This is a genomic window from Delftia sp. DS1230 (assembly GCF_040112715.1).
Taxonomy (GTDB): domain Bacteria; phylum Pseudomonadota; class Gammaproteobacteria; order Burkholderiales; family Burkholderiaceae_C; genus Comamonas; species Comamonas tsuruhatensis.
In genome coordinates this window covers 1442558-1465605 of sequence record NZ_CP157763.1, presented here as the reverse complement: position 1 = coordinate 1465605, position 23048 = coordinate 1442558, and the positions used below count along the sequence as shown (strand labels likewise).

Here is a 23048-nt window from a genome sequence, read left to right as displayed (position 1 = left end):
TCCGCCGAGCCGCGCTGGCCGGCAATGCAAACATGGCCGTTTTCACCGAAGTCTCCGACAAAGATGCGCGCGAGCTGCTGCGCCGCATGTCCCTGGGTTCCTTCAAGGAGCTGCGCGGCATCCAGGGCGGCATAGAGAACACCAACTACTTTCTCACCACCGAGCAGGGCGAGTGGGTGCTGACGCTGTTCGAGCGCCTGACGGCCGAGCAACTGCCCTTCTACCTGTACCTGATGAAGCATCTGGCGCAGGCCGGCATTCCCGTGCCCGACCCGCAGGCCGAGACACGCAGCGGCGACATCCTGCTGCGCGTGTGCGGCAAGCCCGCCTCCATCGTCAACCGCCTGCCCGGCAGGAGCGAGCTGACCCCCCAGCCCGCACACTGCGCCGCCGTGGGCGAGATGCTGGCGCGCATGCACCTGGCCGGCCGAGACTACGATCGCCAGCAGCCCAATCTGCGCGGCCTGCCCTGGTGGAACGAGACCGTGCCCACGGTGATCCCGCACATCGACGCACCCACCGCCGACCTGCTGCGCTCCGAACTGGCCTTCCAGAACCATGTGGCCGCCTCGCCCGCCTATGCGGCGCTGCCGCGCGGCCCCGTGCATGCCGACCTGTTCCGCGACAACGTGATGTTCGATGGCGAGCGCCTGACCGGCTTCTTCGATTTCTACTTCGCAGGCGTGGACAGCTGGCTGTTCGACCTGGCGGTGTGCCTCAACGACTGGTGCATCGAACACGCCACAGGCGCCCATGACGCGGCCAAGGCCAAGGCCATGATCGATGCCTACCAGTCCGTGCGCCCCCTGACCGCCGCCGAGCGAGAACTGTTCAACCCCATGCTGCGCGCGGGCGCGCTGCGCTTTTGGATCTCCCGCCTGTGGGATTTCCACCTGCCGCGCGAGGCCTCCATGCTCGTTCCCCACGATCCCACGCATTTCGAGCGCGTGCTGCGCCAGCGCCTGGCCCGCCCCGTGGCGCTGGACTGACGTCCCAGGCCGGCCACGACGCGGCAGCCGGAGGGCTTTGCGGTCCACGGGCCGCGCTTCCTCGGGTACAGTCCCCGTTCGGGCGCCAGCGGCGCGGCCCATGCCAGAGGCCATGCCCCATCCAGGCGCCCCGACTTCCTCACCCCATGAAACTTCTCATCGTTCCCGCCCGTACCGGCCTGCAATGGGTGCAGCAGGGCATCCGCACCTTCCGCCAGCAGCCGCTGGCGCTGGCGGCACTGTTCTTTCTGTCGATGGCGGCCATGTCGCTGGTCACGGTGCTGCCGCTGATCGGCCCCGTGATCGCGCTGGGCCTGCTGCCGGCCACATCGCTGGCCATGATGGTGGCGGCGGCCGAGGCATCGCACGGGCGCGCGCCCACGCCGGCCCTGCTGCTGGTGGCCTTTCGCACCGGGCGCCAGCGCCTGAATTCCATGCTCACGCTGGGCGCCATGTATGCGGCAGGCTTCTTGCTGATCATGGGCCTGTCCATGCTGGTGGACGATGGCCAGTTCGCCAACGTCTACCTGGGCGGCGAACCGCTGACGCGCGAGATCGCCGAATCGCCCGACTTCCAGGCCGCCATGTGGCTGAGCATGGGCCTGTACCTGCCGCTTTCGCTGCTGTTCTGGCATGCGCCGGGCCTGGTGCACTGGCACAACGTACCGCCGGTCAAGGCCGTGTTCTTCAGCCTGGTGGCGTGCGTGCGCAACATCGGCGCACTGGTGGTCTTCGGCCTGAGCTGGATGGGCGTGTTCATCGTGGCCGGCATCGTGATGGCACTGATCTCGGCCGTGCTGGCCCAGGTGCTGGGCGGCATTGCCAACGGCCTGATGATTGCCACGGCCATGCTGCTGGCCGCCATGTTCTTCACCTCCATCGTCTTCACCTTCCGTGACTGCTTTGCGGCGCCCGATGAAAGCGATGGCAGCGACGCCATCGGCACCGAACCGCCGCAGCCGCCCGGACTGTCCGGCTGACGCCTGCACGGCACCAGATCACCAGGCCCCTTTCGAGGGGCTTTTTCTTTGCCGTTTCTCTGTCGTGCCAGCGGCCACCCGGGCGTCCACATGACGCAGTCACTGTTGTGTCATACGGATGCCATCGCTTTGTCACAGTGCCTGCCTAGCATGCCGTGCGGATGCATAGCCAGCGAGTGCGCAGCGGCATCCCGGCCCATCCCGCCCCCGATGGGCTGATGCAGACAACCCCACAACGGAAGCCCCATGTCCCAATCCACGATGCTCTCCCGCCGCAAGGCGCTGCAATTCCTGACCGGCGCCCCCCTGCTGCCGCTCGGCTCCGCCGTGTCCGCCGCCGGCCTGCTGACCGCCTGCGGCGGTGGCGATGACGGTCCCGCGAAGAACTATGTGGCGGCCAGCTTCACCTCCATGGCCGCGCCCACGCTGGCCACCCCCCAGGCCATGGCCCGGATGACCGTGGCCTCGCAGCTCAAGGTGCAGTACAGCGACAACAGCGAGCAGAGCTTCGACCTGGGCTACCAGCCCTTCTTCGTGACCGGCGACGAAGTGCCGGACGGCAAGGGCGGCAAGATCCTGGCCGGCGGCTACTACGACATCAACAACAACAAGATCATCGACCGCACCGTGGCCGGCAGCGAGCGCCACTTCTTCTCCGATGCGCCCGACGGCACCTCGCTGCTGACCGTGCCCAATGCCAAGGTGGATGGCGTCAAGGGCAAGCCCGTGTTCGCCGTGGTGCAGTTCGAATACACGACCTGGGCGCAGGATGGCAAGACCGACATGTACGGCAAGCTGCCCTCGCCCATCGCCGTGCTGACGCTGGACCAGGACCAGACCACGGGCAAGCTCAGCCTGGTCAAGTACCACAACGTGGACACCTCCAAGGTGCACGGCCTGTGGATCACCTGCGGCGCCAGCCTGTCGCCCTGGGGCACCCATCTGTCCAGCGAAGAGTACGAGCCCGACGCCTTCGCCACCGGCAATGCGCAGTTGCAGGCCTTCAGCCAGAACCTGTATGGCGACCAGACCAAGGCCAACCCCTACCACTACGGCCACATGCCCGAAGTGACTGTCAACGTGGACGGCACGGCCAGCATCAAGAAGCATTTCTGCATGGGCCGCATCTCGCACGAGCTGGTCCAGGTCATGCCCGACCAGCGCACGGCGCTGATGGGCGACGACGCCACCAACAGCGGCTACTTCGTCTTCGTGGCCGACAAGGAAAAGGACCTGTCCTCGGGTTCGCTGTACGTGGCCAAGGTGGGTGCAGGCTTCTCCATCGACCCCGCATCGGGCAGCGCCGCCGCGCTGACCTGGATCAAGCTGGGCTCGGCCACCAGCGCCGAGATCGAGCAGTTGGCCAACACGCTCAAGCCCACGGACATCATGACCGTGGCCAAGACCGATCCGGGCGACGCCAGCTACACCAAGATCACCGCCAACGGCAAGGTGGAGTGGATCAAGATCAACCCCGGCATGGAAAAGGCCGCCGCCTTCCTGGAAACCCACCGCTACGCCGCCTTCAAGGGCGCGAGCATGGGCTTCACCAAGATGGAAGGCACGACCGTCAACGCCAAGGACAAGGTGGCCTACTCGGCCCTGCAGAACTGCGAAAAGTCCATGGTGGCCGGCGATGCGCTGAACGTGGCAGGCAATGGCGTGTCCATCCCCAAGCAGCTCAAGGCCGGCGCCGTGATGGCACTGAACCTGCGCGGTGGCCAGAAGGACACGGCCGGCGCCGCCATCAACAGCGAGTGGATGCCCGTGGACACCAAGGCCCTGCTGGCCGGCGAGGACATCAGCGCCGACGCGCTGGGCAACACCGGCAACCCGAACAAGATCTGCAACCCCGACAACCTCAAGTTCTCGGAGAAGATGCGCACCCTGTTCATCGGCGAGGACAGCGGCCAGCACGTCAACAACTTCCTGTGGGCCTACAACATCGACACCAAGCAGCTGTCGCGCCTGATGTCGATTCCCGCAGGCGGCGAATCCACGGGCCTGCACGCCGTGGACGAGATCAACGGCTGGACCTACATCATGAGCAACTTCCAGCACGCCGGTGACTGGGGCAGCATCCACAACGTGGTCAAGTCCACGCTGGACCCGCTGATCAGCACCAACTATCGCGGCAAGTTCGGCGCCGCCGTCGGCTACCTGACCGGCACCGCTTCCCAGCCCAAGCTGTCGGCCTGACCGCCGCCCTGCGGCGCGTGGCGCCACAACAAGAAGGCCATGGATTTCCATGGCCTTTTTGCATGCCTGCGCCGCAACTGCATGGATGTCATGAACCCGACTCTTAGCGTGCAAAACAAGAGTCATTCTCACCTGCTCGCTATAATTTCTGATGCATTGCGGCGTCGCTAGCCCGCCATCGCACCATCTTCAGCCCCGCCGGATCACGCCCCTCAAGGCCCGGCAGGCGCACGCAGAGCCACACCACAGGAGAGACTCCATGACCCCAGCTTCCCGCATCCTTCGCAGCACGGCCTCCGCATGGCTGGCGGCCGCTGCCACCCTGGCGGTGCCGGCTGCACATGCCGACTATCTCTGGCTGCAGCAGGACGCAGGACAGGCCCGGGCCTATGCCGGAGAACTGCGCAAGCCGCTGCAACAGCTGCCGGCCCTGGAGGACGCCAAGCAGGTCCTGCCCGACGGCAAGAGCCTTCCCCTGAAGGCCGAGGCCAATCATTTCACCGCGGACGCAGGCCAGGGCGATGTGCGCATCGCCGCCACGCGCCCCGGCGCCAATGGCGTGCTGACCTATTACCAGGCCCGTTTCGGCCGCAACGACACCAAGGCCGTGAACGACCTGGAGCTGGTGCCCACCACGGCGGGCGGCGATACGTTCCAGCTGGTGTTCAAGGGCCGCAAGGTCGCGGCCAGCCAGGTCAATGTGCAGACCAGCGAGGGCTGGTACCGCACGCTCACGCCATCGCAGGACGGCACCGTGAGCTTCAAGCCCTACTTCCCGGGCCTGTACGTGCTGGAGGTGACGGCGCGCGTGGACAACGGCTCGGTCACGCTGGACGGAAAGAAGTACACCGACGTGCGCCACACCACCACGCTGAGCTTCGAAGTCAAGCACTGACCGCCGGACACGACGGCCCGGCCCTCACTCCACGACCGTGAGCTTGGCAATGGACAGCGCCAGCCACTTCGTGCCGTGGCGCCCAAAGCTGACCTGGGCACGCGCGTCGTCGCCCGTGCCTTCCAGGGCCAGCACCTTGCCTTCGCCGAACTTGTTGTGGAACACGTTCAGGCCCACGCGCAGGCCGTGGCCCGGGTCGGCCTTTTGCGGCGGCACGGGCGGGCTGGCGAAGACCTCGCTGCGCCAGCCTTCGGCCTTGCTGCCGAAGCCGCCGCGATCGCGTGAGCCATAGCCGCCACCACCGCCGCCACCGGGGCGGGGCGCGTAGCTGCCAAAGCCGCCCTGCTTGGGGGTGATCCACTTGAGCGCCTCTTCAGGCAGCTCGTCGAAGAAGCGGCTCTTGACGTTGTAGCGCGTCTGCCCGTGCAGCATGCGCGTCTGCGAATGGCTCAGGTACAGGCGCTTGCGCGCGCGGGTGATGGCCACATAGGCCAGGCGGCGTTCTTCCTCCAGGCCGCCTCGGTCCATCATGGCGTTCTCGTGCGGGAACAGGCCCTCCTCCACGCCGCCGATGAAGACGGCGTCGAACTCCAGGCCCTTGGAGGCATGCACGGTCATCAGCTGCACGGCGTCCTGGCCTGCCTGGGCCTGGTTGTCGCCAGCCTCCAGCGCCGCGTGCGTCAGGAAGGCGGCCAGCGGCGACAGGGTCTCGCCGGTATCGGCATCGACCATGCCGGCCACGGTGCCGGCCGGCGGCGTGAGCGGCGTGTCCAGCAACGGCAGCGCAGGGTCCAGGCCCTGGCTGGCGGGGCTTTGCGTCAGCGCCCTGGCGCCGTCGTGCTCGTCCAGCGGCAGGGCCACGGCATCGCGGCCAAAGCCTTCCTGGGTGACAAAGCTCTCGGCCGCGTTCACGAGTTCCTGCAGGTTCTCGATGCGGTCGGCGCCTTCCTTTTCGTTGCGGTAGTGCTCGAGCAGGCCGCTTTCTTCCTCGATGGCCTCGATGATCTCGCGCAGCGTGCGGCCCTGGGTCTGCTCGCGCAGCACGTCGATCTTGGCGACAAAGCCTGCGAGCTTGGCGCCCGGCGCGCCCGGCACCGCCGAGACGGCATCGTGCAGCGAGCAGCCCGCGCTGCGCGCCGCGTCCTGCAGCGTCTCCACGCTGCGCGCGCCGATGCCGCGCGGTGGGAAGTTCACCACGCGCAAAAAGCTGGTGTCGTCGTGCGGGTTCTCCAGCAGGCGCAGGTAGGCCAGCGCATGCTTGATTTCGGCGCGCTCGAAAAAGCGCAGCCCGCCGTACACGCGGTAGGGAATGGCGGCATTGAACAGCTGCGATTCGATCACCCGGCTTTGCGCATTGCTGCGGTAGAGCACGGCGATTTCCTGGCGCTGCCAGCCGTCCTTTTTCACGAGCTGCTGGATTTCCTCGACCATCCACTGCGCCTCGGCCATGTCGGTGGGCGCCTCGTAGATGCGCACGGGCTCGCCCGGGCCCTGGGTGGTGCGCAAGTTCTTGCCCAGGCGCTGGCTGTTGTGGCTGATGAGCGCGTTGGCGCAGTCCAGGATGTTGCTGTAGGAGCGGTAGTTCTGCTCCAGCTTGATCTGCTGGCGCACATCGAACTCGCGCACGAAGTCCTGCATGTTGCCCACGCGCGCACCGCGAAAGGCGTAGATGCTCTGGTCGTCGTCGCCCACGGCGATCACGCTGCCCAGGGCCTGCAGGCGGCCATCCACCACGTCGCCCGCCAATTGCTTGAGCCACTGGTATTGCAGCTTGTTCGTGTCCTGGAACTCATCGACCATGATGTGGCGAAAGCGCCGCTGATAGTGGGCGCGCAGCGCGGCGTCGTCGCGCAGCAGCTCGAAGGAGCGCAGCATCAGCTCGCCAAAATCGACCACGCCCTCGCGCTGGCACTGCTCCTCGTAGAGCTGGTAGATCTCGACCTTCTTGCGCGTGTCCGGGTCATTGGCCACCACGTCGCCGGGGCGCATGCCCTCTTCCTTGCAGCCGGCAATGAAGTACTGCAGCTGCTTGGGCGGGAAGCGCTCGTCGTCCACGTTGAACTGCTTGCACAGGCGCTTGACGGCCGACAGCTGGTCCTGCGTGTCCAGGATCTGGAAGGTGGACGACAGCCCTGCCGCCTGGTGGTGGGCACGCAGCAGCCGGTTGCACAGGCCGTGGAAGGTGCCAATCCACATGCCGCGCACGTTGTAGGGCAGCATGGTCGACAGGCGCGCCAGCATTTCCTTGGCCGCCTTGTTGGTGAAGGTCACGGCCAGGATGGAGCCCGGCGTGGCCTGGCCCGTCTGCAGCAGCCAGGCGATGCGCGTGGTCAGCACCCGCGTCTTGCCCGAGCCGGCGCCGGCCAGGATCAGCGCATGGCCGGCCGGCAGCGTGACGGCAGCGAGCTGCTCCTCGTTGAGGTTGGCCAGCAAAGGGGAGTTGGAGGCGGGTGCGGCACCGGAGGCGCCGTCGAGCAGATCGATCGGGAACATCCCGGCATTGTAGGAAGCGCCCCGGCCTGCGGGGAAAGCCATGCTGCATTTCCCGCATTCGACACATGCAGCGCATCTTCCCGGTCCATAACGCCATTGCTATAACCGCTATATCGACAGGGCGCCCGGGCCCGCCGCCGGCAACGTATAGAATCAATCACCGGGCCCAAGTTTCTTGCGGTCCGGTTTTTTGTGCCCGGGCCACAGCCGCCCTGGCGACGCGGCCCGCCCGCGCCGCCCGCAAGACCGGCCTCCAAGCCAAGCGCCCCATCGCGGAGGGATGTTCCTGCCGCGACCTTTCATGGAGCTTGGAATCAAATGGAAATCTTCGACTACGACAACATCCTGCTGCTGCCGCGCAAGTGCCGCGTGGAAAGCCGCTCGGAGTGTGATGCCAGCGTGGAGCTGGGCGGTCGGTCCTTCCGCATCCCGGCCGTGCCGGCCAACATGAAGACGGTGGTGGATGAAAGCATCTGCACCTGGCTGGCCCGCAACGGCTACTTCTACGTGATGCACCGCTTTGACCTGGACAACGTGCAGTTCGTGCGCGAGATGCAGGGCAAGGGCTGCTTCGCCTCCATCTCGCTGGGTGTCAAGAAGCCCGACTACGACACCGTGGACCGCTTCGTCGCCGAAGGCCTGTGCCCCGAATACATCACCATCGACATCGCCCACGGCCATGCCGACAGCGTGAAGAACATGATCGGCTACCTCAAGGAAAAGCTGCCCAAGTCCTTCGTGATCGCCGGCAACGTGGGCACGCCCGAAGCCGTGATCGACCTGGAGAACTGGGGCGCCGACGCGACCAAGGTCGGCATCGGCCCCGGCAAGGTCTGCATCACCAAGCTCAAGACGGGCTTTGGCACGGGCGGCTGGCAGCTGTCGGCGCTCAAGTGGTGCGCGCGCGTGGCCACCAAGCCCATCATTGCCGACGGCGGCATCCGCAGCCACGGCGACATCGCCAAGAGCGTGCGCTTTGGCGCCACCATGGTGATGATCGGCTCGCTGTTCGCGGGCCATGAGGAATCGCCGGGCCAGACGGTCGAGGAAAACGGCCAGCGCTTCAAGGAGTACTACGGCTCGGCCTCGGACTTCAACAAGGGCGAGTACAAGCACGTCGAAGGCAAGCGCATCCTCGAGCCCGTCAAGGGACTTCTGGCCGACACCCTGATCGAGATGGAGCAGGATGTGCAAAGCTCCATCAGCTACTCGGGCGGCAAGAAGCTGATGGACATCCGCAAGGTCAACTACGTGATTCTGGGCGGTGACAACGCAGGCGAACATCTGCTGATGTAAGCGCAGACACCAAGGCAAGGCGGCTTCGGCCGCCTTTTTTTGTGCCTGCGTTCCCGACGTCACGCAGGCCGCGCATGCCGAGATCGCGCCATGAACCAAAAAATTGGCGTGTCTTCCTGCAAGCACGCCAAAAATGCCGCATAATTGCGGTCTCGTTTGCAGCGCAGACTTGTTTTTGGGGCTCTTAGCTCAGCTGGTAGAGCAGCGGACTCTTAATCCGTTGGTCGAGTGTTCGAATCACTCAGGGCCCACCAAAAATTCCTTTTCAGCCTGGATTCATCCAGGCTGATTCCTTCGGAATACCCGAGGGGGCTCTTAGCTCAGCTGGTAGAGCAGCGGACTCTTAATCCGTTGGTCGAGTGTTCGAATCACTCAGGGCCCACCAAGAATTCCTTTGCCTGATCTCTTCAGGCAGCCACGCAGAAATACGTGGGGCTCTTAGCTCAGCTGGTAGAGCAGCGGACTCTTAATCCGTTGGTCGAGTGTTCGAATCACTCAGGGCCCACCACCAACACCCCGAAAAAGGCACTCAGCGCACCGGCGCTCAGTGCCTTTTCTTGTTGTACTCCATCAGCACCGACATATTGCTGCTGCCGGCCTTGGCCACCCACTCGCGACCAAAGCGCTCGCCCACCAAATCCAGCATGTGGCGCAGATCCGCCGACGGCGCGGCCACGGACACCTTGTTGTCGGCAAGGATCTTCTTGCCCAGCTCATCGGCCTGCTGGGCCAGCGCCCAGCCCTCTTTTTCAGCCGACTCGGCAGCGCGGCCGATGGCCTGGCGCTCGGGCTCGGTGAAGCCCCTCCAGGCAAGTTCGCTGACGCAAAGCATGTTCTTGGGAATCCAGGCCTTGATATCCAGAAACACCTTCATGGCCTTCCAGGCCTGGATGTCGGCGCCCGTGGCGCTGGAGGTAATCATGGCATCGATGCCACCTTGCTCCACAACGGCACCCAGATCGCCTGCGGCAATCACCACCGGCTGCGCCCCCCAGAGCTCGGCCAACCGCTTGGTCGCATCGCTTTGCACACGCAGCCTGAGGCCCTTGAGATCCGCGATGCTGTGGACCGGGCGCCGGCTCAGGAGACCCTGCGCCGGCCAGGGCACGGCAAACAGCAGGCGCGCGCCCTGCTGGGCCAGCAAGAACTCCTGCAGCACGGGGCGGGTCAACTGCCACAGGCGCGCGGCCTCGTCAAAGCCACGCACCATGAAAGGCAGCGAGTCCATGGCCAGCAGCGGGTGGATATCCGCACAGGACGACATGAGCACTTCGCCGAACTGGAGGTCATTGCGCTTGAGCGCAGGCAGCACCTGCGCCATGGGCTTGAGCGCCGAGCCGGACACCACCTCGATCTCCAGCGACTGCCGGGTGTCGGCACCCACGCGTGCCGCGAAATTGCGCAGGTTCTGCGTGTGGAAGATGCCATCGCCATAGGCCGCCGACAGCTGCAGCCGGTGGCCCTTGGACCAGGCAGCGCCGGCGGTCAGTTGCAACGCGGCCGGAGCCAGGCCTGATATCAACGTGCGGCGAGAAACAGTCATGAAAGATCCTTGGCGAAAGCGCCCAGAACCATGCCATCCACCCGACGGCGGACCTGTGTATGCGGGCGGAAAAGATAAATTCTATCGACATTTATATCATTTAGATACAAACTATCGACTCATTCCATCGCCCAGGTCATTCGCCAAGCCATCCGTCACACCGGATTCCAGCCAAGCCGCTACAGTGTCACCCTGCCGCAGACGCATGAGTGTGCGGCCCTCTTCTGCGCCTGTGGCCCGCCTGCAGCGCACAACCGCCTCGCCTGCATGCCACAAAATGTTTCCCCGCTCTGGCAGGGCCCGCGCTGGGCCCTGGCCGTCCTGCTTGCCATCCTGGGCATGCTGGGGCCGTTCTCGATCGATACCTACATCCCGGCCTTCTCGGGCATCGCCCAGGCCTTGAACGCCACGCCGCTGCAGATGCAGCAGACGCTGTCGGCCTATCTGTTCGGCTTTGCCTTCATGAACCTTTTCCATGGCGCCATGGCCGACAGCTTTGGCCGCCGCCCCGTGGTGCTATGGGGACTGGCCGTGTTCACGCTGGCCTCGGCAGGCTGCGCGCTGTCGCAGAACATCACGCAACTGGTGCTGTTCCGGGCGCTGCAGGGACTGTCCACGGGCGCTGGCATCGTGGTGTCGCGCGCCGTGGTGCGCGACCTGTTTCCGCCTGCCCAGGCCCAGCGCGTGATGGCCCAGATCACCATCTTCTTCGGCATTGCCCCGGCGCTGGCGCCGGTGCTGGGCGGCTGGCTGTTCGTGCACCTGGGCTGGGCGGCCGTATTCTGGTTCCTGACGCTGGTGGGCGTGCTGCTGTGGAGCATCAACTGGCGCTTTCTGCCCGAGTCTCTGCCGCAGGCGCAGCGCCAGCCCTTCCGGTTCAAGCCACTGATGCAGGGCTACAAGGCGCTGTGCAGCGATCCGCGCTTTGTGCTGCTGGCCTTTGCCAGCGGCGTGCCCTTCAACGGCATGTTTTTGTACGTGCTGTCGGCCCCCGCCTTCCTGGGCGACCTGCTGCACCTGCAGCCGCAGCAGTTCTTCTGGTTCTTCGTGATTTCGATCTCGGGCATCATGGGCGGCGCCTGGGTGAGCGGCCGGCTGGCCGGGCGCATTCCACCCAAGCACCAGATCCGCCACGGCTTTCTGATCATGTTCGTGGTGTCCATCGTCAACCTGGTTGCCAACCTGATCTGGCCTGCCCATGTGAGCTGGGCGTTGATTCCCGTGGGTGTGTTCGCCTTCGGCTGGGCCATGATGGTGCCCGTCGTGACCTTGCTGGTGCTGGACATCCATCCCGAGCGGCGCGGCCTGGCCTCATCGCTGCAGGCCGTGGTGGGCTCCACGGCCAATGGCATCGTGGCCGGCGTGCTGGCGCCTCTGGTGATGCATTCGACGGTGCTGCTGGCCCTGGGCTCGATCAGCATGATGCTGATCGGGCTGGCGTCGTGGATCTACCTGCATCACCGCTGGCCCGAAATCGGGCGGCATGCCTCGGAGGCCTGAAGGCCACTGCTCCCGGGATCCCGGGCGTCTATGCCCGGCCCGCGCGGCGGTCCAGCATTTTTTCCTTGTAGTAGCGCGCCTTTTCGGCATACATGGCCTGGTCCGCGCGTGACACGGTGGCCTCCAGCTGGCTGCCCTCGTTGCAACAGGCCACGCCCATGGACAGGCTGACCAGCTGACCCGGATAGAACTGGTTGTTTAGCTCCAGCAGGGACAGGATGCGCTCCTTGACGGCTTCGGCGCCGCGCTCGTCCGAGGCTGGCAGCAGCACCATGAATTCGTCGCCGCCCACGCGTGCCGCACAAGCGGGCGCATCCACGGCCTTGGTCAGCACTTCGCCCACGCGGCGAAGCATGTCGTCGCCTGCGGCATGGCCATGCTCGTCATTGGCCTCCTTGAGACCATTCATGTCGATGGCGATCACGGCCAGCGGCCACGGCCCCTTGCGCGCCAGGCGGTTCAATTCCTCGATATAGAAGGCGCGGTTGCGCAGTTGGGTGAGCACGTCGTGCTTGCCCAGGTATTCCAGATAGGCCTCGGCCTTCTTGCGTGCCGTGATATCCACCAGGGACAGCAGCACCAGCCCCCAGTCGTCCGCATGGCCGTCCAGCACGGCCAGCTGCATGTGGATGTGCAGCGTGTCGCCCGACAGCGCGTAGTTCACCACTTCGCGGTGCTGCACGAGCTTGCCGTTCCACAGGTCCTGGAGTTGATCGGCAAAGGAGTCGATCATTTCATCGCGGAAGATGCGGCCCAGCCGGCTCAGCAGCTGCAGCTTGTCGGTGGCACCGAACATGCGCAGCGTCTGGCGGTTCACGTCGATGACGCGAATCTCCTGCATGCAGCGCGAGATGAATTCCGGATGCACCTTGAGGAAGGTGGCGAAATCGCTGATGCCCTGGGCGCGCACATCGTCGAGCAGGCGCTTGATGGAGCTGAAGTCCTCGACCCACAGCGACACGGGCGAGTACTCGAACAGGTCGCGCGAGTACTGCTCGCTGCGGTGCAGCTGCCGCGTGCTGCGCATCTCGGCCGTCACGTCTTCCAGCGACACCAGCACGCAGTCCCAAAGCTCCTCATGGCCGGGCAGGATGCGGCCACGGATCTGCACGTCCAGCCGGCGCCCGTCCAGCGTGTAGTTGGCGGTGCGGTTGGCAAAAGTCGGCGAGCCCTTCCAAAGCTCCTGCAGCTCGCAGGCCAGGCCGGCATGCATGTCGTCACGGAACACCTGGCCCAGGCTGTCGAGAAAGGTCTGCTGGTCCGCGGCGCCGAACAGGTCCAGCGTGCGCTGGTTGACGCGAACCACCCTGAGCGCGGCACTGCACTGCTGCAGTGCCTGCGGATGGGCAGAAAAATGCGCCTGCAGATCGGTCACGCCCTGTGCTCGCCACTGGTCGAGCAGGCGCTTGAGCGCGCTGTAGTCCTCCAGCCATAACGAGACGGGGGCCAGTTCGAACATGTGCTCAAAATCCACACTGGACGCGATCAAAGACTCCACAGGGCACCTCCGCGCCGCGATTATGGCAGTCGCAGAGCCCGCCAGACAGCAGGTTCTGCGCCACGAACACAGGCAGCGCCAGGCAGGCAGGCGGATTGCCCAAAAAAAAACCGGCCCCAAAGGGCCGGTCTGCATGCAAAGCCGGAATCGATCAGCGCACGGCGCGCTTGCGATCGCCGCCCTGGGGCGAGTAAGGCTTGGGAGCGCTCTTGCCAAAGGCCGGACGGCGCTCACCACCGCCAAAGCCGCCGCGGGATTCACCGCCGAAGCCACGCGATTCACCGGATGCACCACGGAAGCCGCCATCGCGGTGGCCGCCATCGCGGGGAGCACCCTCACGACGGTCGCCGCCGCGCGCAGCGCCACGGTCGCCGCCAAAGCCACGGCCTTCGCCGCCACGGCCAAAGCCGCCTTCACGCGGAGCCTGGCTGTAGCCACCTTCACGCGGGCCCTGGCCAAAGCCGCCTTCGCGCTGACCCTGGCCGAAGCCGCCTTCACGCTGGCCGCCACCGAAGCTGCCGAAGCCGGCCTTGCGGCCATAGCCTTCCGAATCACGGCGGGGGCCGAAGCCACGTTCGCCACCGCGATCACCAAAGCTGCGCTCGCGGTCACCACCGCCGAAGCCGCGGTCGCCACCGAAACCACCACGACCACCGCCGGCGGAGCCTCGGCGATCACCACCACGGCCTTCAAAGCCGCCGCCACGACGGCCGCCACGGCCTTCGTTGCCGCTGGGTGCGCGCTGTGCAGGCTCGAGACCAGGAATCACCTCGGCCTTGAATTGCTGACGGCTGTAGCCTTCGATATCGAAAATGCGGCGGCGGTCACGGAATTCCGCGAACGTCACGGCCACGCCTTCGCGACCGGCACGACCCGTGCGGCCGATGCGGTGGGTGTAGTCCTCGGCCTTCATGGGCAGGCCGTAGTTGAAGACGTGGGTGATGGAGGGCACGTCAATGCCGCGTGCCGCCACATCGGTCGCCACCAGCACCTGCACCTGGCCGCTGCGCAGCGCCATCAGGCGGCGGTTGCGCAGGCCCTGGCTCAGGGCGCCGTGCAGCGCCACGGCCGAGAAGCCGTCCTGCTGCAGGTCGTTGGCCAGGCCGTCGCACTCGACCTGGGTCGATGCGAAGACGATGGCCTGGTTGATGGTGGTGTCGCGCAGCCAGTGGTCCAGCAGCTTGCGCTTGTGCTGGGAGTTGTCGGCCCAGAACAGCACTTGCTTGATGTTGGCGTGCTTTTCCTGGGGCGTGTCGATGGTGACCTTCTTCACGCCCGATCCGCCGTCATGCATCACGCGCATGGCCAGCTGCTGGATGCGGGGCGCGAAGGTGGCGCTGAACATCATGGTCTGCTTGCGCTGGGCCGTCAGGTCGTTGACTTCGGCCAGATCGTCCGAGAAGCCCAGGTCCAGCATGCGGTCGGCCTCGTCGACCACCAGGAACTGCACCTGGTCGAGCTTGATCTGCATCGAGCGCTGCAGGTCCAGCAGACGGCCAGGCGTGGCCACCACGAGGTTGGCGTTCTGCAGCTTGGCAATCTGCAGCTGGTAGGGCATGCCGCCCACCACGTTGGCAATGCGGATGCCACGGCAGTGCTTGACCAGTTCGATGGCGTCATGCGCCACCTGCTGAGCCAGCTCGCGCGTGGGACACAGGATCAGGGCGCCGGGAACGGCCGCCTTGAAGTTGCGGGGATTGGTGGGGTCCTTGCGCTTGTTGCGCTTGGGCGTGGGCTGGCCGCTGGCAGTGGCCTCGGCGCACTGGCGGTCATATTCGGCGCGGATGGCGGCTTCCTCGTCAGCCTTTTGCTGGATCAGCGTGTGCAGCACGGGCAGCAGGAAGGCGGCGGTCTTGCCCGAGCCGGTCTGGCTGGAAACCATCAGGTCGATGAAGGCCTGATCACCACTGCCCATGGCCAGGGGAATGGCTTGCGCCTGCACGGCCGTGGGCTGGGTGTAGCCCAGATCGGCAACGGCGCGGACCAGCTCTTCAGCCAGGCCCAGCTCGACGAAGGCGTTGGGGAGTTCGGGAGCTGCCTGAGCGGCTTCGGCGCCCTCGACGGTTTCAGCAGCGGCCTGCGACTCGGCGGCCTGCTCGGCACCGGCAACGGCGGCGTCCAGCACGGAAGAGGCTTGGGCAGCGCAAGCAAAAGAGGAATCGGCAGCGGCAATGATGCCCTGCTCTTGAGAGATGTCGTTCATGAATGGCTCTAACGAAAAGCACGCGCAGTCAGCGATCTGCCACGCTTTTCTCGACGGTTGGGTCAACATCCACCGTCAGACTTGACCGGCCCTTCGCAAAAGGGCGGATGGGCGTTTTCGGCTGGTCCGAAACCGATGGTCCCGCCATCCATGAAAGCCTTCATGGAGGTCTGTGGACATCGACCTCAGACACACAGCGCAGGAGCCCTTGTGTGATGGAGATGTGCAAATTGCCCCTTGTTGATGGAGGCAAGCTGTAGATTGTCGCACTCCTGGGGTTTTCCCGCAAGCCCCTTGCACAAAAATGGCCGGAGGGCCCCGGCTCCGGGCGCTAGACGCTCAGCAGGCGTGCGCGATAGTGCGCCAGCTCATCGATGGATTCATGCACATCGGCCAGCGCCGTGTGGCGCTGGGCCTTCTTGAAGGATGCGTAGGCATCGGGCTTCCAGCGCCTGGCCAGTTCCTTGAGGGTGCTGACATCAACGTTGCGGTAGTGAAAGAAGTCGTTGAGCTTGGGCATGTAGCGCTCCATGAAGCGCCGGTCCTGGCCAATGCTGTTGCCGCACAGCGGCGCCTTGCCCTTGGGAACGTACTGCGCCAGGAACTTGATCAGCGCGGCTTCCGCATCGGCCTCGGTGGTGGTCGATGCCTTGACGCGCTCGATCAGGCCGCTCCTGCCGTGCGTGCCCTTGTTCCAGGCGTCCATGCCGTCGAGCAGGGCATCGCTTTGATGGATGGCGAACACAGGACCCTCGATGCGCGTGGCAAGGTCCGGGCTGGTGACGACCACGGCGATCTCGATGATGCGATCGGTGTCGGGCTGCAGCCCGGTCATCTCGCAGTCGAGCCAGACGAGATTGAGGTCGGATTTGCTCAGGGTGACGGGCGTGCCGGATTCGGCGGGGACGGGAATGCAGGCGCTGGAGGCTTCGGACATGGCCCAAATTGTCGCCTACACTGCGGCCACATGGTCTTCAACCCCGATTTTTCCTCGACGCTTTCCCTGCTGTTTGCCGCAGCCGTGCTGGCCCAGTGGCTGCTGCGCGCCTGGCTGGCCTCGCGCCAGGTTCGCCATGTGGCAGGCCACAGAGCGCAGGTGCCCGAGGCCTTTGCGCAGCGCATCAGCCTGGCCGCCCACCAGAAGGCCGCCGACTACACACTGGCGAAGGCACGCGTTGCCCTGATCGACATGACGCTGGGCGCCGTGGTGCTGCTCGCATGGACGCTGCTGGGCGGGCTGGATGCACTCAACCAGCAGTTGCTGGAATGGATGGGCGCCGGCCTGTGGCAGCAATTGGCGCTTCTGGCCAGCTTTGCACTGATCTCCGGCCTGGTGGAGCTGCCGCTGTCGCTCTACCAGACCTTTGTGCTGGAGCAGCGCTTCGGCTTCAACCAGATGACGCTGCGGCTGTGGCTGGCCGATGCCGCCAAGTCCACGGCCATGGGCGCAGCCATCGGCCTTCCGATTGCGGCACTGATCCTGTGGCTCATGGGTTCGGCCGGCGACCTGTGGTGGCTCTGGGCATGGGCCGTCTGGACGGGCTTCAACCTGCTGCTGATGTGGATCTTCCCGACCTTCATCGCACCGCTGTTCAACAAGTTCGATCCACTGGAGGACGGCCCGCTCAAGGAGCGCGTGAGCGCACTGATGCAGCGCTGCGGCTTCACGGCCAAGGGCCTGTTCGTGATGGACGGCAGCCGCCGCTCGGCACATGCCAATGCCTATTTCACGGGCTTCGGCCACTCCAAGCGCGTGGTGTTCTTCGACACCTTGCTCAAGCAGCTGGACGCCGACGAGGTGGAGGCCGTGCTCGCGCATGAGCTGGGCCATTTCAAGCACCGCCACATCCTCAAGCGCATGCTGCTGATGTTTGCCGCCAGCCTGGCGGGCTTTGCGCTGCTGGGCTGGCTGTCGCAGCAGCTGTGGTTCTACCTTGGCCTGGGCGTGCGTCCGGGTCTGGACCTTGCGCTGGGACACAGCGGCATCGGCGCCGGCAACGAGGCCGTGGCGCTGCTGCTGTTCCTGCTGGCCGTGCCGGTGTTCAGCTTCTTTGTCACCCCGCTGTTCTCGGCCCTGTCGCGCCGCGACGAGTTCGAAGCCGATGCCTACGCCATGCAACAGGCCAGCGGCGCCCACCTGGCCTCGGCACTGCTCAAGCTGTACGAGGACAATGCTTCAACGCTCACGCCCGATCCCTGGTACGTGAGCTTTTACTACTCGCATCCGCCCGCCCTCGCCCGGCTGGCGCGCATGCCCTCTCCGACCTGAACCATACGCACTCACCATGAGCACACAACGCTTGCAACAACAGGACTGGTCCAACCAGCAGCGCCGCGCGCTGACTTCCGACGAACTGCACACCGCACTGGCCGCCCTGCCGGGCTGGCAGCTCGATGGCGATGCCATCGCCAAGAGCTACGCCTTCGCCAACTACTACGAGACCATGGCCTTCGTGAATGCGCTGGCCCTGATCGCCCACCAGCAGGACCACCATCCCGACCTGACCGTCAGCTACGGCCGCTGCGGTGTACGCCTGAACACGCATGACGTGAACGGCATCTCGTCCACCGACATCGAGTGCGCACGCCGCATCGATGCGTTGCTGGCGCGCCCATGAATCGCACCCCGCTGACCCATGGCTGAGCGCTCCGCACTGCACGAAGGCCTGGTCGTCTCCAGCCATGGCCGCCATTGCGTGGTCGAGACCGAAGACGGCTCGCGCCACATCTGCCACCCGCGCGGCAAGAAGAGCCAGACCGTGGTGGGCGACCGCGTGCGCTGGCAACTTCCGCCCCCAGGCCAGGGGGAGGAAGGCACCATAGAAAAGGTGCTGGAGCGGCGCAACCTGTTCTACCGGCAGGACGAGATACGCACCAAGTCCTTTGCAGCCAACATCGACCAGGTGCTGATCCTGATCGCCGCCGAGCCGGTCTTCTCCGAAAGCCAGCTGGCCCGCGCCCTGATCACTGCCGAAGCCACCCACATCAAGCCCCTGATTGCCCTCAACAAGCGTGACCTGGCCGAGCCCTTTGCCGACGCCTGGGAGCGCCTGGAGCCTTATCGCGAGATGTACCTGGGCCAGGAAAAGCCGCACTACGAGGTGCTGTCGCTGTCGCTGGCCAATGAGGGCGAGGCCGATCGGCAGCTGCTGATGAAGCACCTCAAGGGCAAGGCCACGCTGGTGCTGGGCCCTTCCGGCTCGGGAAAGAGCACCCTGATCAACCTGCTGGTCCCCGGCGCACGCGCGGCCACCAACGAGATCTCGCAGGCACTGAACTCCGGCAAGCACACGACCACCACGACCAGCTGGTACTGGATGGACGAGGAGCGCACGACAGCCCTGATCGACTCGCCGGGCTTCCAGGAGTTCGGCCTGCGCCACATCGAACCCACCGACCTGCCCCGCTGCATGCCCGACATCGGCGCCCATGCGCAGGAATGCAAGTTCTACAACTGCACCCACCTGCACGAGCCCGGATGCGCGGTCATGCCGCGCGTGGAGGATGAGGAACACGGCATGGACGCCGACCATGACATCAGTGCCAACCGGTACTGCATCTATGCCGAGCTGTTTGATGAGTTGAGTCAGGCCACGAAGTATTGAGCCTCCCCCAAACGCCACGGGGCCGCTCCGGGAGGGAGGAAACGACGCCTCCAAAGGGGCGTCATCCAGGACTCGCCCGCAGGCTCCGCACTCAGCCCAACAGGCGCGCCAGCGACAGCAGGGCCAGCAGCAGCAGCCAGACCACGACCGAGCGCCAGACCAGGCCGACCACGCTGCGCAGGTGGCCGATCTCGGGCTCACGGCCCGGCGTGGCTTCGCTGTCCACGTCGAGGTCGATCTCCTCGCCGTCGTCACGGGTCACCGAGATGCCCTCGCGGCGCTTGAGTGCCTCGCCGCCCAGGCGCACGTTGATGGCGCCCGAGGTGGCGGCCAGGATCACGCCGTCGTTGTCGTTGGGAAAGCGCTGGGCATGGAAGCGCCAGCCCTCGATGGCCTCCTCGAAACTGCCGACCACGGCAAAGGAAAGAGCCGTCAGCCGTGCGGGCAGCCAGTCGATCACGGTCCAGGCCAACCGTGAGGCGTGCTGCAACTGGACACTGACCTGGCTGCCACCCAGCAGGCCCTTGCGCGACCAGGAGCGCGACAGGTGCTCGGTCATGCGGTAGAACACGGCGCCCAGCGGGCCCAGGCCCAGCGCTGCCAATGCAGAGAACCAGAACAGCACGCCAAACACATGGCGATGCGCTGCCAGCACCGAGTACTCGATCACATGGCGCACCACCTCGCTGCGGGGCACTTCGCTGGCGTCCACCTGCTGCCAGTGGGCGAGGGCTTCGCGCGCCGCGTACTCGTCACCTGCATCCAGCGCATCGCGGATGCGCGTGAAGTGGTGGCTGAACTGGCGAAAGCCCAGCGTGACGTAGAGCACGGCCACATTCCAAACCATGGCCAGCGGCCAGCCCACGCCCCACAGCAGCAGCAGATAGATGCCTGTCACCAGCACGCAGGGCAGCGCCACCGCCACGGTCCAGGCCAGCCAGCCGTGGTGCGCCTGGCCGGCATCGAAGTTGCGGCGCACCGAAACCGTCCAGGCCCTGTAGCCTGTGTGCACCAGGTTGGCCGGCGTCAGGGGGCGCGCCTGCTCGATCAGCAAGGCGATCAGAATGGCAAAGAAACTCATCCGGCCATCATACTGGCGCATGCGGGCAGGCCCGTGACCCCGGGGTGGCACGGCACCCCATCCGGGCATCAGGCCGACAGGAATCGGTAAAGATTGCGCAGCATGCCGGCCGTGGCGCCCCAGATGTAGCGCTGGCGGTCTCCATCCTGGTAGGGCATGGCAAACCATTCGCGCGGCACGCCGTTCCAGACCATGGCGTGGCGCTCATGGTTGGCAGGATCGAGCAAAAAGGACAGCGGCACCTCGAACACGTCCGCCACCTCGTAGGGATTGGGATGCAGGCGCGCCCGGGGATCGACCAGGGCCACCACCGGCGTGATCAGAAAGGCCGTGCCCGTGGTGTAGATGGGCAGGGTGCCCAACACTTCCACATCGCCGGCAGCAAGCCCGACTTCCTCCTGCGCCTCGCGCAGGGCCGTGGCCTGGGCAGACACATCCTCAGGATCGCGCTTGCCACCCGGAAAGGCCACCTGGCCTGAATGGGTGGACAGATGGGCCGTGCGTTCGGTCAGCAGCACCGTGGGCTCGGAGCGCAGCACGATGGGCACGAGCACGGCGGCATCGGTGGGCTGGCGATCACTGAAGCGTTTCTCGCGCACCACCTCGGGAGCCCAGCGGGGCGGCCGCGCAAAGCGCTGGCGCAGGGCATCCGGCGCGCGGGCCTCCAGAGGCACGGCGGGCAGGTGGCTGTCCCTGCCCACCAGTTGCGCCATGCGCGGGTCGGCGACCGAGGCGACGGCCGCTGGCGTCGGGCCGCCGGTCGGCACGGGTATGGCGGTATCGGGCAGAGAGGACACGAATGAAGGAATGTGGTGAGAAACGAGCGGGCAACAAAAAAGCCGCTACAGGCGACTGTAGCGGCTTTCCAGCTGTAACGCAGGTGCTCAGGCTTCGGCAGAAACCTTGACACGCGACGGCAGCTTTTCCTTGATGCGGGCCGACTTGCCGCTGCGCTCGCGCAGGTAGTACAGCTTGGCACGACGCACATCACCGCGACGCTTGACTTCGATGCCGGCGATCAGGGGCGAGTAGGTCTGGAACGTACGCTCCACGCCTTCACCACTGGAGATCTTGCGCACGGTGAAGCCGCTGTTCAGGCCACGGTTGCGCTTGGCGATCACGACGCCTTCGTAGGCCTGCACGCGCTTGCGGCTGCCTTCGACCACGTTCACGCTCACGATGACGGTGTCACCGGGGGCGAACTGGGGGATGGTCTTGTTCAGACGGGCGATTTCCTCTTGCTCGAGGGTCTGGATCAGATTCATGGTCAACATCCAATCGATCTTGTCCGCGCCAGGATTGGCAAGCGCCGGGATTGGCGCCATGGCTGCTTTGTTCGTAGCAGCGGCCGGATAGAGGATCGAAGAATCGCGGATTATAGCCCGGCGGCGTTTTTTGCCAAAAACCCCTCGTCCTTGGCATTGAGCAGGCCCTGGGCGCGCGCCTGCTCTATCAGCTCGGGCCGGTGCCTGGCCGTGATGGACAGGCGCTGGTCGCGGCGCCAGCGCTCGATCTGCGCGTGGTGCCCAGACAACAGCGGCGCCGGCACTTCGCGCCCTTCCCAGACTTCGGGGCGCGTGTAGTGCGGGCAATCGAGCAGGCCGTCGAGCGCGGGATTGAAGCTGTCCTGCTGGAAGCTGCCCTCGTCGTTGAGCACGCCGGGCTGCAACCGGGCCACGGCATCGAGCAAGGCCATGGCGGCAATCTCGCCGCCGGAGAGCACGAAGTCGCCCAGGCTCAGCTGGTGCGTGACATGGGCATCGATGAAGCGCTGGTCCAACCCCTCGTAGCGGCCGCACAGCAAGATGGCACCCTTCCCCTGCGCCCAGTCGGCGACCACGCAGTGGCGCAGCGTCGTGCCTATCGGCGAAAACAGCACCACCGGCGCCGGCTCGGTCTCGCCCGCGTCGCGGCGGGCCTGCTGCGCCGCCTCCAGGCAGCGCTGCAGCGGCTCGGCCATCATCACCATGCCCGGCCCGCCGCCGAAGGGCCGGTCGTCCACGCGCCGGTAGTTGCCCTGGGCATGGTCGCGCGGATTCCACAGGTGCACGCCGACCTGGCCCGAGGCATAGGCCCGGCGCGTCACGCCGCTTTCGAGAAACGGCGTGAACAGCTCGGGAAACAGCGTGAGGATGTCGAAGCGCATGGATGTCGGCGATCAGTAGTCGGGCTGCCAGTCGGCAACGATGGTCTTGCCCGGCAGATCCACCTTGTCCACATAGGCGTCGACAAAGGGAATCATGCGCTCGCGCTCCTTGCCATCCTCTTCATAGGCCAGCACCAGCACGGTCTGCGGGCCGGTGGACAGCAGGTCTCGGACGATGCCCAGGGCCACGCCTTCGCGGTTGACCACGGACAGGCCCAGCAGGTCGACCCAGTAATACTCGCCATCCTCGGGCTGCGGAAAATCGCTGCGCGCCACGAAGATGCGCGCACCGCGCAGGGCCTCGGCAGCGTTGCGGTCGTTCACGGCGGGCGAGGTGGCGACGACGGAGTCGGAGTGCACGCGCGCCTGCTTGACCGGCAGCAGCACGGTTCCGGTGAACTGCCGGGCGCCTTTTTCGGCGGGCTGCAGATACCACTGCTTGGCCGTGAACAGGGCCTCGGGGTCGGAACTGAAGGCCGCCACCTTGAACCAGCCCTTGATGCCCCAGGCATCGGCGATGCGCCCGACCTCCACGGCATCGGCAGGCAGGACGCTGGCTTCGAGTTCAGGCATGTGGCTCATGGCAGTCGGTAGGCAGTAGGTGGACGGTCAATGCAGAT

At 65.7% G+C, this 23048-nt stretch carries 19 protein-coding genes and 3 tRNA genes; 12 read left to right on the top strand and 10 right to left on the bottom strand.

Annotated elements, in window-relative coordinates:
- Positions 1 to 32 precede the first annotated feature (32 nt).
- From AAN986_RS06605 to AAN986_RS06590, 4 genes are all read left to right on the top strand, one after another.
- Positions 33 to 989 (top strand): homoserine kinase, encoded by a 957-nt coding sequence (locus AAN986_RS06605; protein WP_016445800.1) that lies wholly within the window; start codon positions 33 to 35, stop codon positions 987 to 989.
- A 146-nt stretch (positions 990 to 1135) separates the two neighbouring features.
- Positions 1136 to 1969 carry a BPSS1780 family membrane protein gene (locus tag AAN986_RS06600; protein ID WP_016445799.1) on the top strand — a complete coding sequence of 278 codons (834 nt, stop codon included), beginning with the start codon at positions 1136 to 1138 and terminating at the stop codon, positions 1967 to 1969.
- 246 nt (positions 1970 to 2215) lie between these two features.
- On the top strand, positions 2216 to 4168 hold the full coding sequence (locus AAN986_RS06595) for an alkaline phosphatase PhoX (RefSeq protein ID WP_016445798.1): 1953 nt from the start codon (positions 2216 to 2218) through the stop codon (positions 4166 to 4168).
- 259 nt (positions 4169 to 4427) lie between these two features.
- Positions 4428 to 5063, top strand: a complete 636-nt coding sequence (locus AAN986_RS06590) for a hypothetical protein (protein WP_047217404.1) — start codon at positions 4428 to 4430, stop codon at positions 5061 to 5063.
- A gap of 24 nt (positions 5064 to 5087) precedes the next feature.
- Here the strand turns inward: AAN986_RS06590 and AAN986_RS06585 are convergent, their stop codons facing one another.
- Positions 5088 to 7556, bottom strand: coding sequence for a UvrD-helicase domain-containing protein (locus tag AAN986_RS06585; RefSeq protein ID WP_017407381.1), 2469 nt, complete (start codon positions 7554 to 7556; stop codon positions 5088 to 5090).
- 318 nt (positions 7557 to 7874) lie between these two features.
- Between AAN986_RS06585 and AAN986_RS06580 the strand changes: the two genes are divergently transcribed.
- From AAN986_RS06580 to AAN986_RS06565, 4 genes are all read left to right on the top strand, one after another.
- Positions 7875 to 8852, top strand: a complete 978-nt coding sequence (locus tag AAN986_RS06580; protein WP_016445795.1) for a GMP reductase — start codon at positions 7875 to 7877, stop codon at positions 8850 to 8852.
- Positions 8853 to 9030: 178 nt separating this feature from the next.
- A tRNA-Lys gene (locus AAN986_RS06575) sits at positions 9031 to 9106 on the top strand.
- Between the two features lie 55 nt (positions 9107 to 9161).
- A tRNA-Lys gene (locus AAN986_RS06570) sits at positions 9162 to 9237 on the top strand.
- 47 nt (positions 9238 to 9284) lie between these two features.
- Positions 9285 to 9360 (top strand) — tRNA-Lys (locus AAN986_RS06565).
- Between the two features lie 36 nt (positions 9361 to 9396).
- On the opposite strand, the gene AAN986_RS06560 is transcribed toward AAN986_RS06565, so the two are convergent.
- A complete protein-coding gene (locus AAN986_RS06560; RefSeq protein WP_016451115.1) occupies positions 9397 to 10395 on the bottom strand; it encodes a TRAP transporter substrate-binding protein DctP in 999 nt (332 codons plus the stop codon).
- 267 nt (positions 10396 to 10662) lie between these two features.
- Here AAN986_RS06560 and AAN986_RS06555 point away from each other — a divergent pair, with 267 nt between their 5' ends.
- Positions 10663 to 11895 carry a multidrug effflux MFS transporter gene (locus tag AAN986_RS06555; RefSeq protein WP_047217405.1) on the top strand — a complete coding sequence of 411 codons (1233 nt, stop codon included), beginning with the start codon at positions 10663 to 10665 and terminating at the stop codon, positions 11893 to 11895.
- A 28-nt stretch (positions 11896 to 11923) separates the two neighbouring features.
- On the opposite strand, the gene AAN986_RS06550 is transcribed toward AAN986_RS06555, so the two are convergent.
- The 3 genes from AAN986_RS06550 to orn all read right to left on the bottom strand — a co-directional run bounded on the left by AAN986_RS06550 (position 11924) and on the right by orn (position 16533).
- Positions 11924 to 13393: a diguanylate cyclase gene (locus tag AAN986_RS06550; protein WP_016451114.1), complete on the bottom strand. Its 1470-nt coding sequence runs from the start codon at positions 13391 to 13393 to the stop codon at positions 11924 to 11926.
- 151 nt (positions 13394 to 13544) lie between these two features.
- Entirely contained in the window at positions 13545 to 15596 is a 2052-nt protein-coding gene (locus AAN986_RS06545) for a DEAD/DEAH box helicase (RefSeq protein WP_047217406.1), read from the bottom strand.
- A 331-nt stretch (positions 15597 to 15927) separates the two neighbouring features.
- A complete protein-coding gene (gene orn / locus AAN986_RS06540; protein ID WP_016445790.1) occupies positions 15928 to 16533 on the bottom strand; it encodes an oligoribonuclease in 606 nt (201 codons plus the stop codon).
- A gap of 30 nt (positions 16534 to 16563) precedes the next feature.
- On the opposite strand from orn, the gene AAN986_RS06535 reads away from it, so the two are divergent.
- From AAN986_RS06535 to rsgA, 3 genes are read left to right on the top strand one after another with little or no spacing between them, the layout of a single operon-like run.
- On the top strand, positions 16564 to 17865 hold the full coding sequence (locus AAN986_RS06535; RefSeq protein WP_016445789.1) for a M48 family metallopeptidase: 1302 nt from the start codon (positions 16564 to 16566) through the stop codon (positions 17863 to 17865).
- Between the two features lie 16 nt (positions 17866 to 17881).
- Entirely contained in the window at positions 17882 to 18214 is a 333-nt protein-coding gene (locus tag AAN986_RS06530; RefSeq protein ID WP_016445788.1) for a 4a-hydroxytetrahydrobiopterin dehydratase, read from the top strand.
- Positions 18215 to 18232: 18 nt separating this feature from the next.
- Positions 18233 to 19201, top strand: coding sequence for a ribosome small subunit-dependent GTPase A (gene rsgA / locus AAN986_RS06525; RefSeq protein WP_016445787.1), 969 nt, complete (start codon positions 18233 to 18235; stop codon positions 19199 to 19201).
- Between the two features lie 91 nt (positions 19202 to 19292).
- On the opposite strand, the gene AAN986_RS06520 is transcribed toward rsgA, so the two are convergent.
- From AAN986_RS06520 to rimM, 5 genes are all read right to left on the bottom strand, one after another.
- Positions 19293 to 20282: a CobD/CbiB family protein gene (locus AAN986_RS06520; RefSeq protein ID WP_026062341.1), complete on the bottom strand. Its 990-nt coding sequence runs from the start codon at positions 20280 to 20282 to the stop codon at positions 19293 to 19295.
- Between the two features lie 68 nt (positions 20283 to 20350).
- Positions 20351 to 21079 (bottom strand): CoA pyrophosphatase, encoded by a 729-nt coding sequence (locus AAN986_RS06515; protein WP_016445785.1) that lies wholly within the window; start codon positions 21077 to 21079, stop codon positions 20351 to 20353.
- 87 nt (positions 21080 to 21166) lie between these two features.
- The gene (rplS, locus tag AAN986_RS06510) at positions 21167 to 21547 is read right to left on the bottom strand and encodes a 50S ribosomal protein L19 (RefSeq protein ID WP_016445784.1); all 381 of its coding nucleotides are present in this window, start codon (positions 21545 to 21547) and stop codon (positions 21167 to 21169) included.
- Between the two features lie 110 nt (positions 21548 to 21657).
- A complete protein-coding gene (gene trmD / locus AAN986_RS06505) occupies positions 21658 to 22428 on the bottom strand; it encodes a tRNA (guanosine(37)-N1)-methyltransferase TrmD (RefSeq protein WP_047217407.1) in 771 nt (256 codons plus the stop codon).
- 12 nt (positions 22429 to 22440) lie between these two features.
- Positions 22441 to 23010: a ribosome maturation factor RimM gene (gene rimM / locus AAN986_RS06500; protein WP_016445782.1), complete on the bottom strand. Its 570-nt coding sequence runs from the start codon at positions 23008 to 23010 to the stop codon at positions 22441 to 22443.
- Between the last annotated feature and the right edge of the window lie 38 nt (positions 23011 to 23048).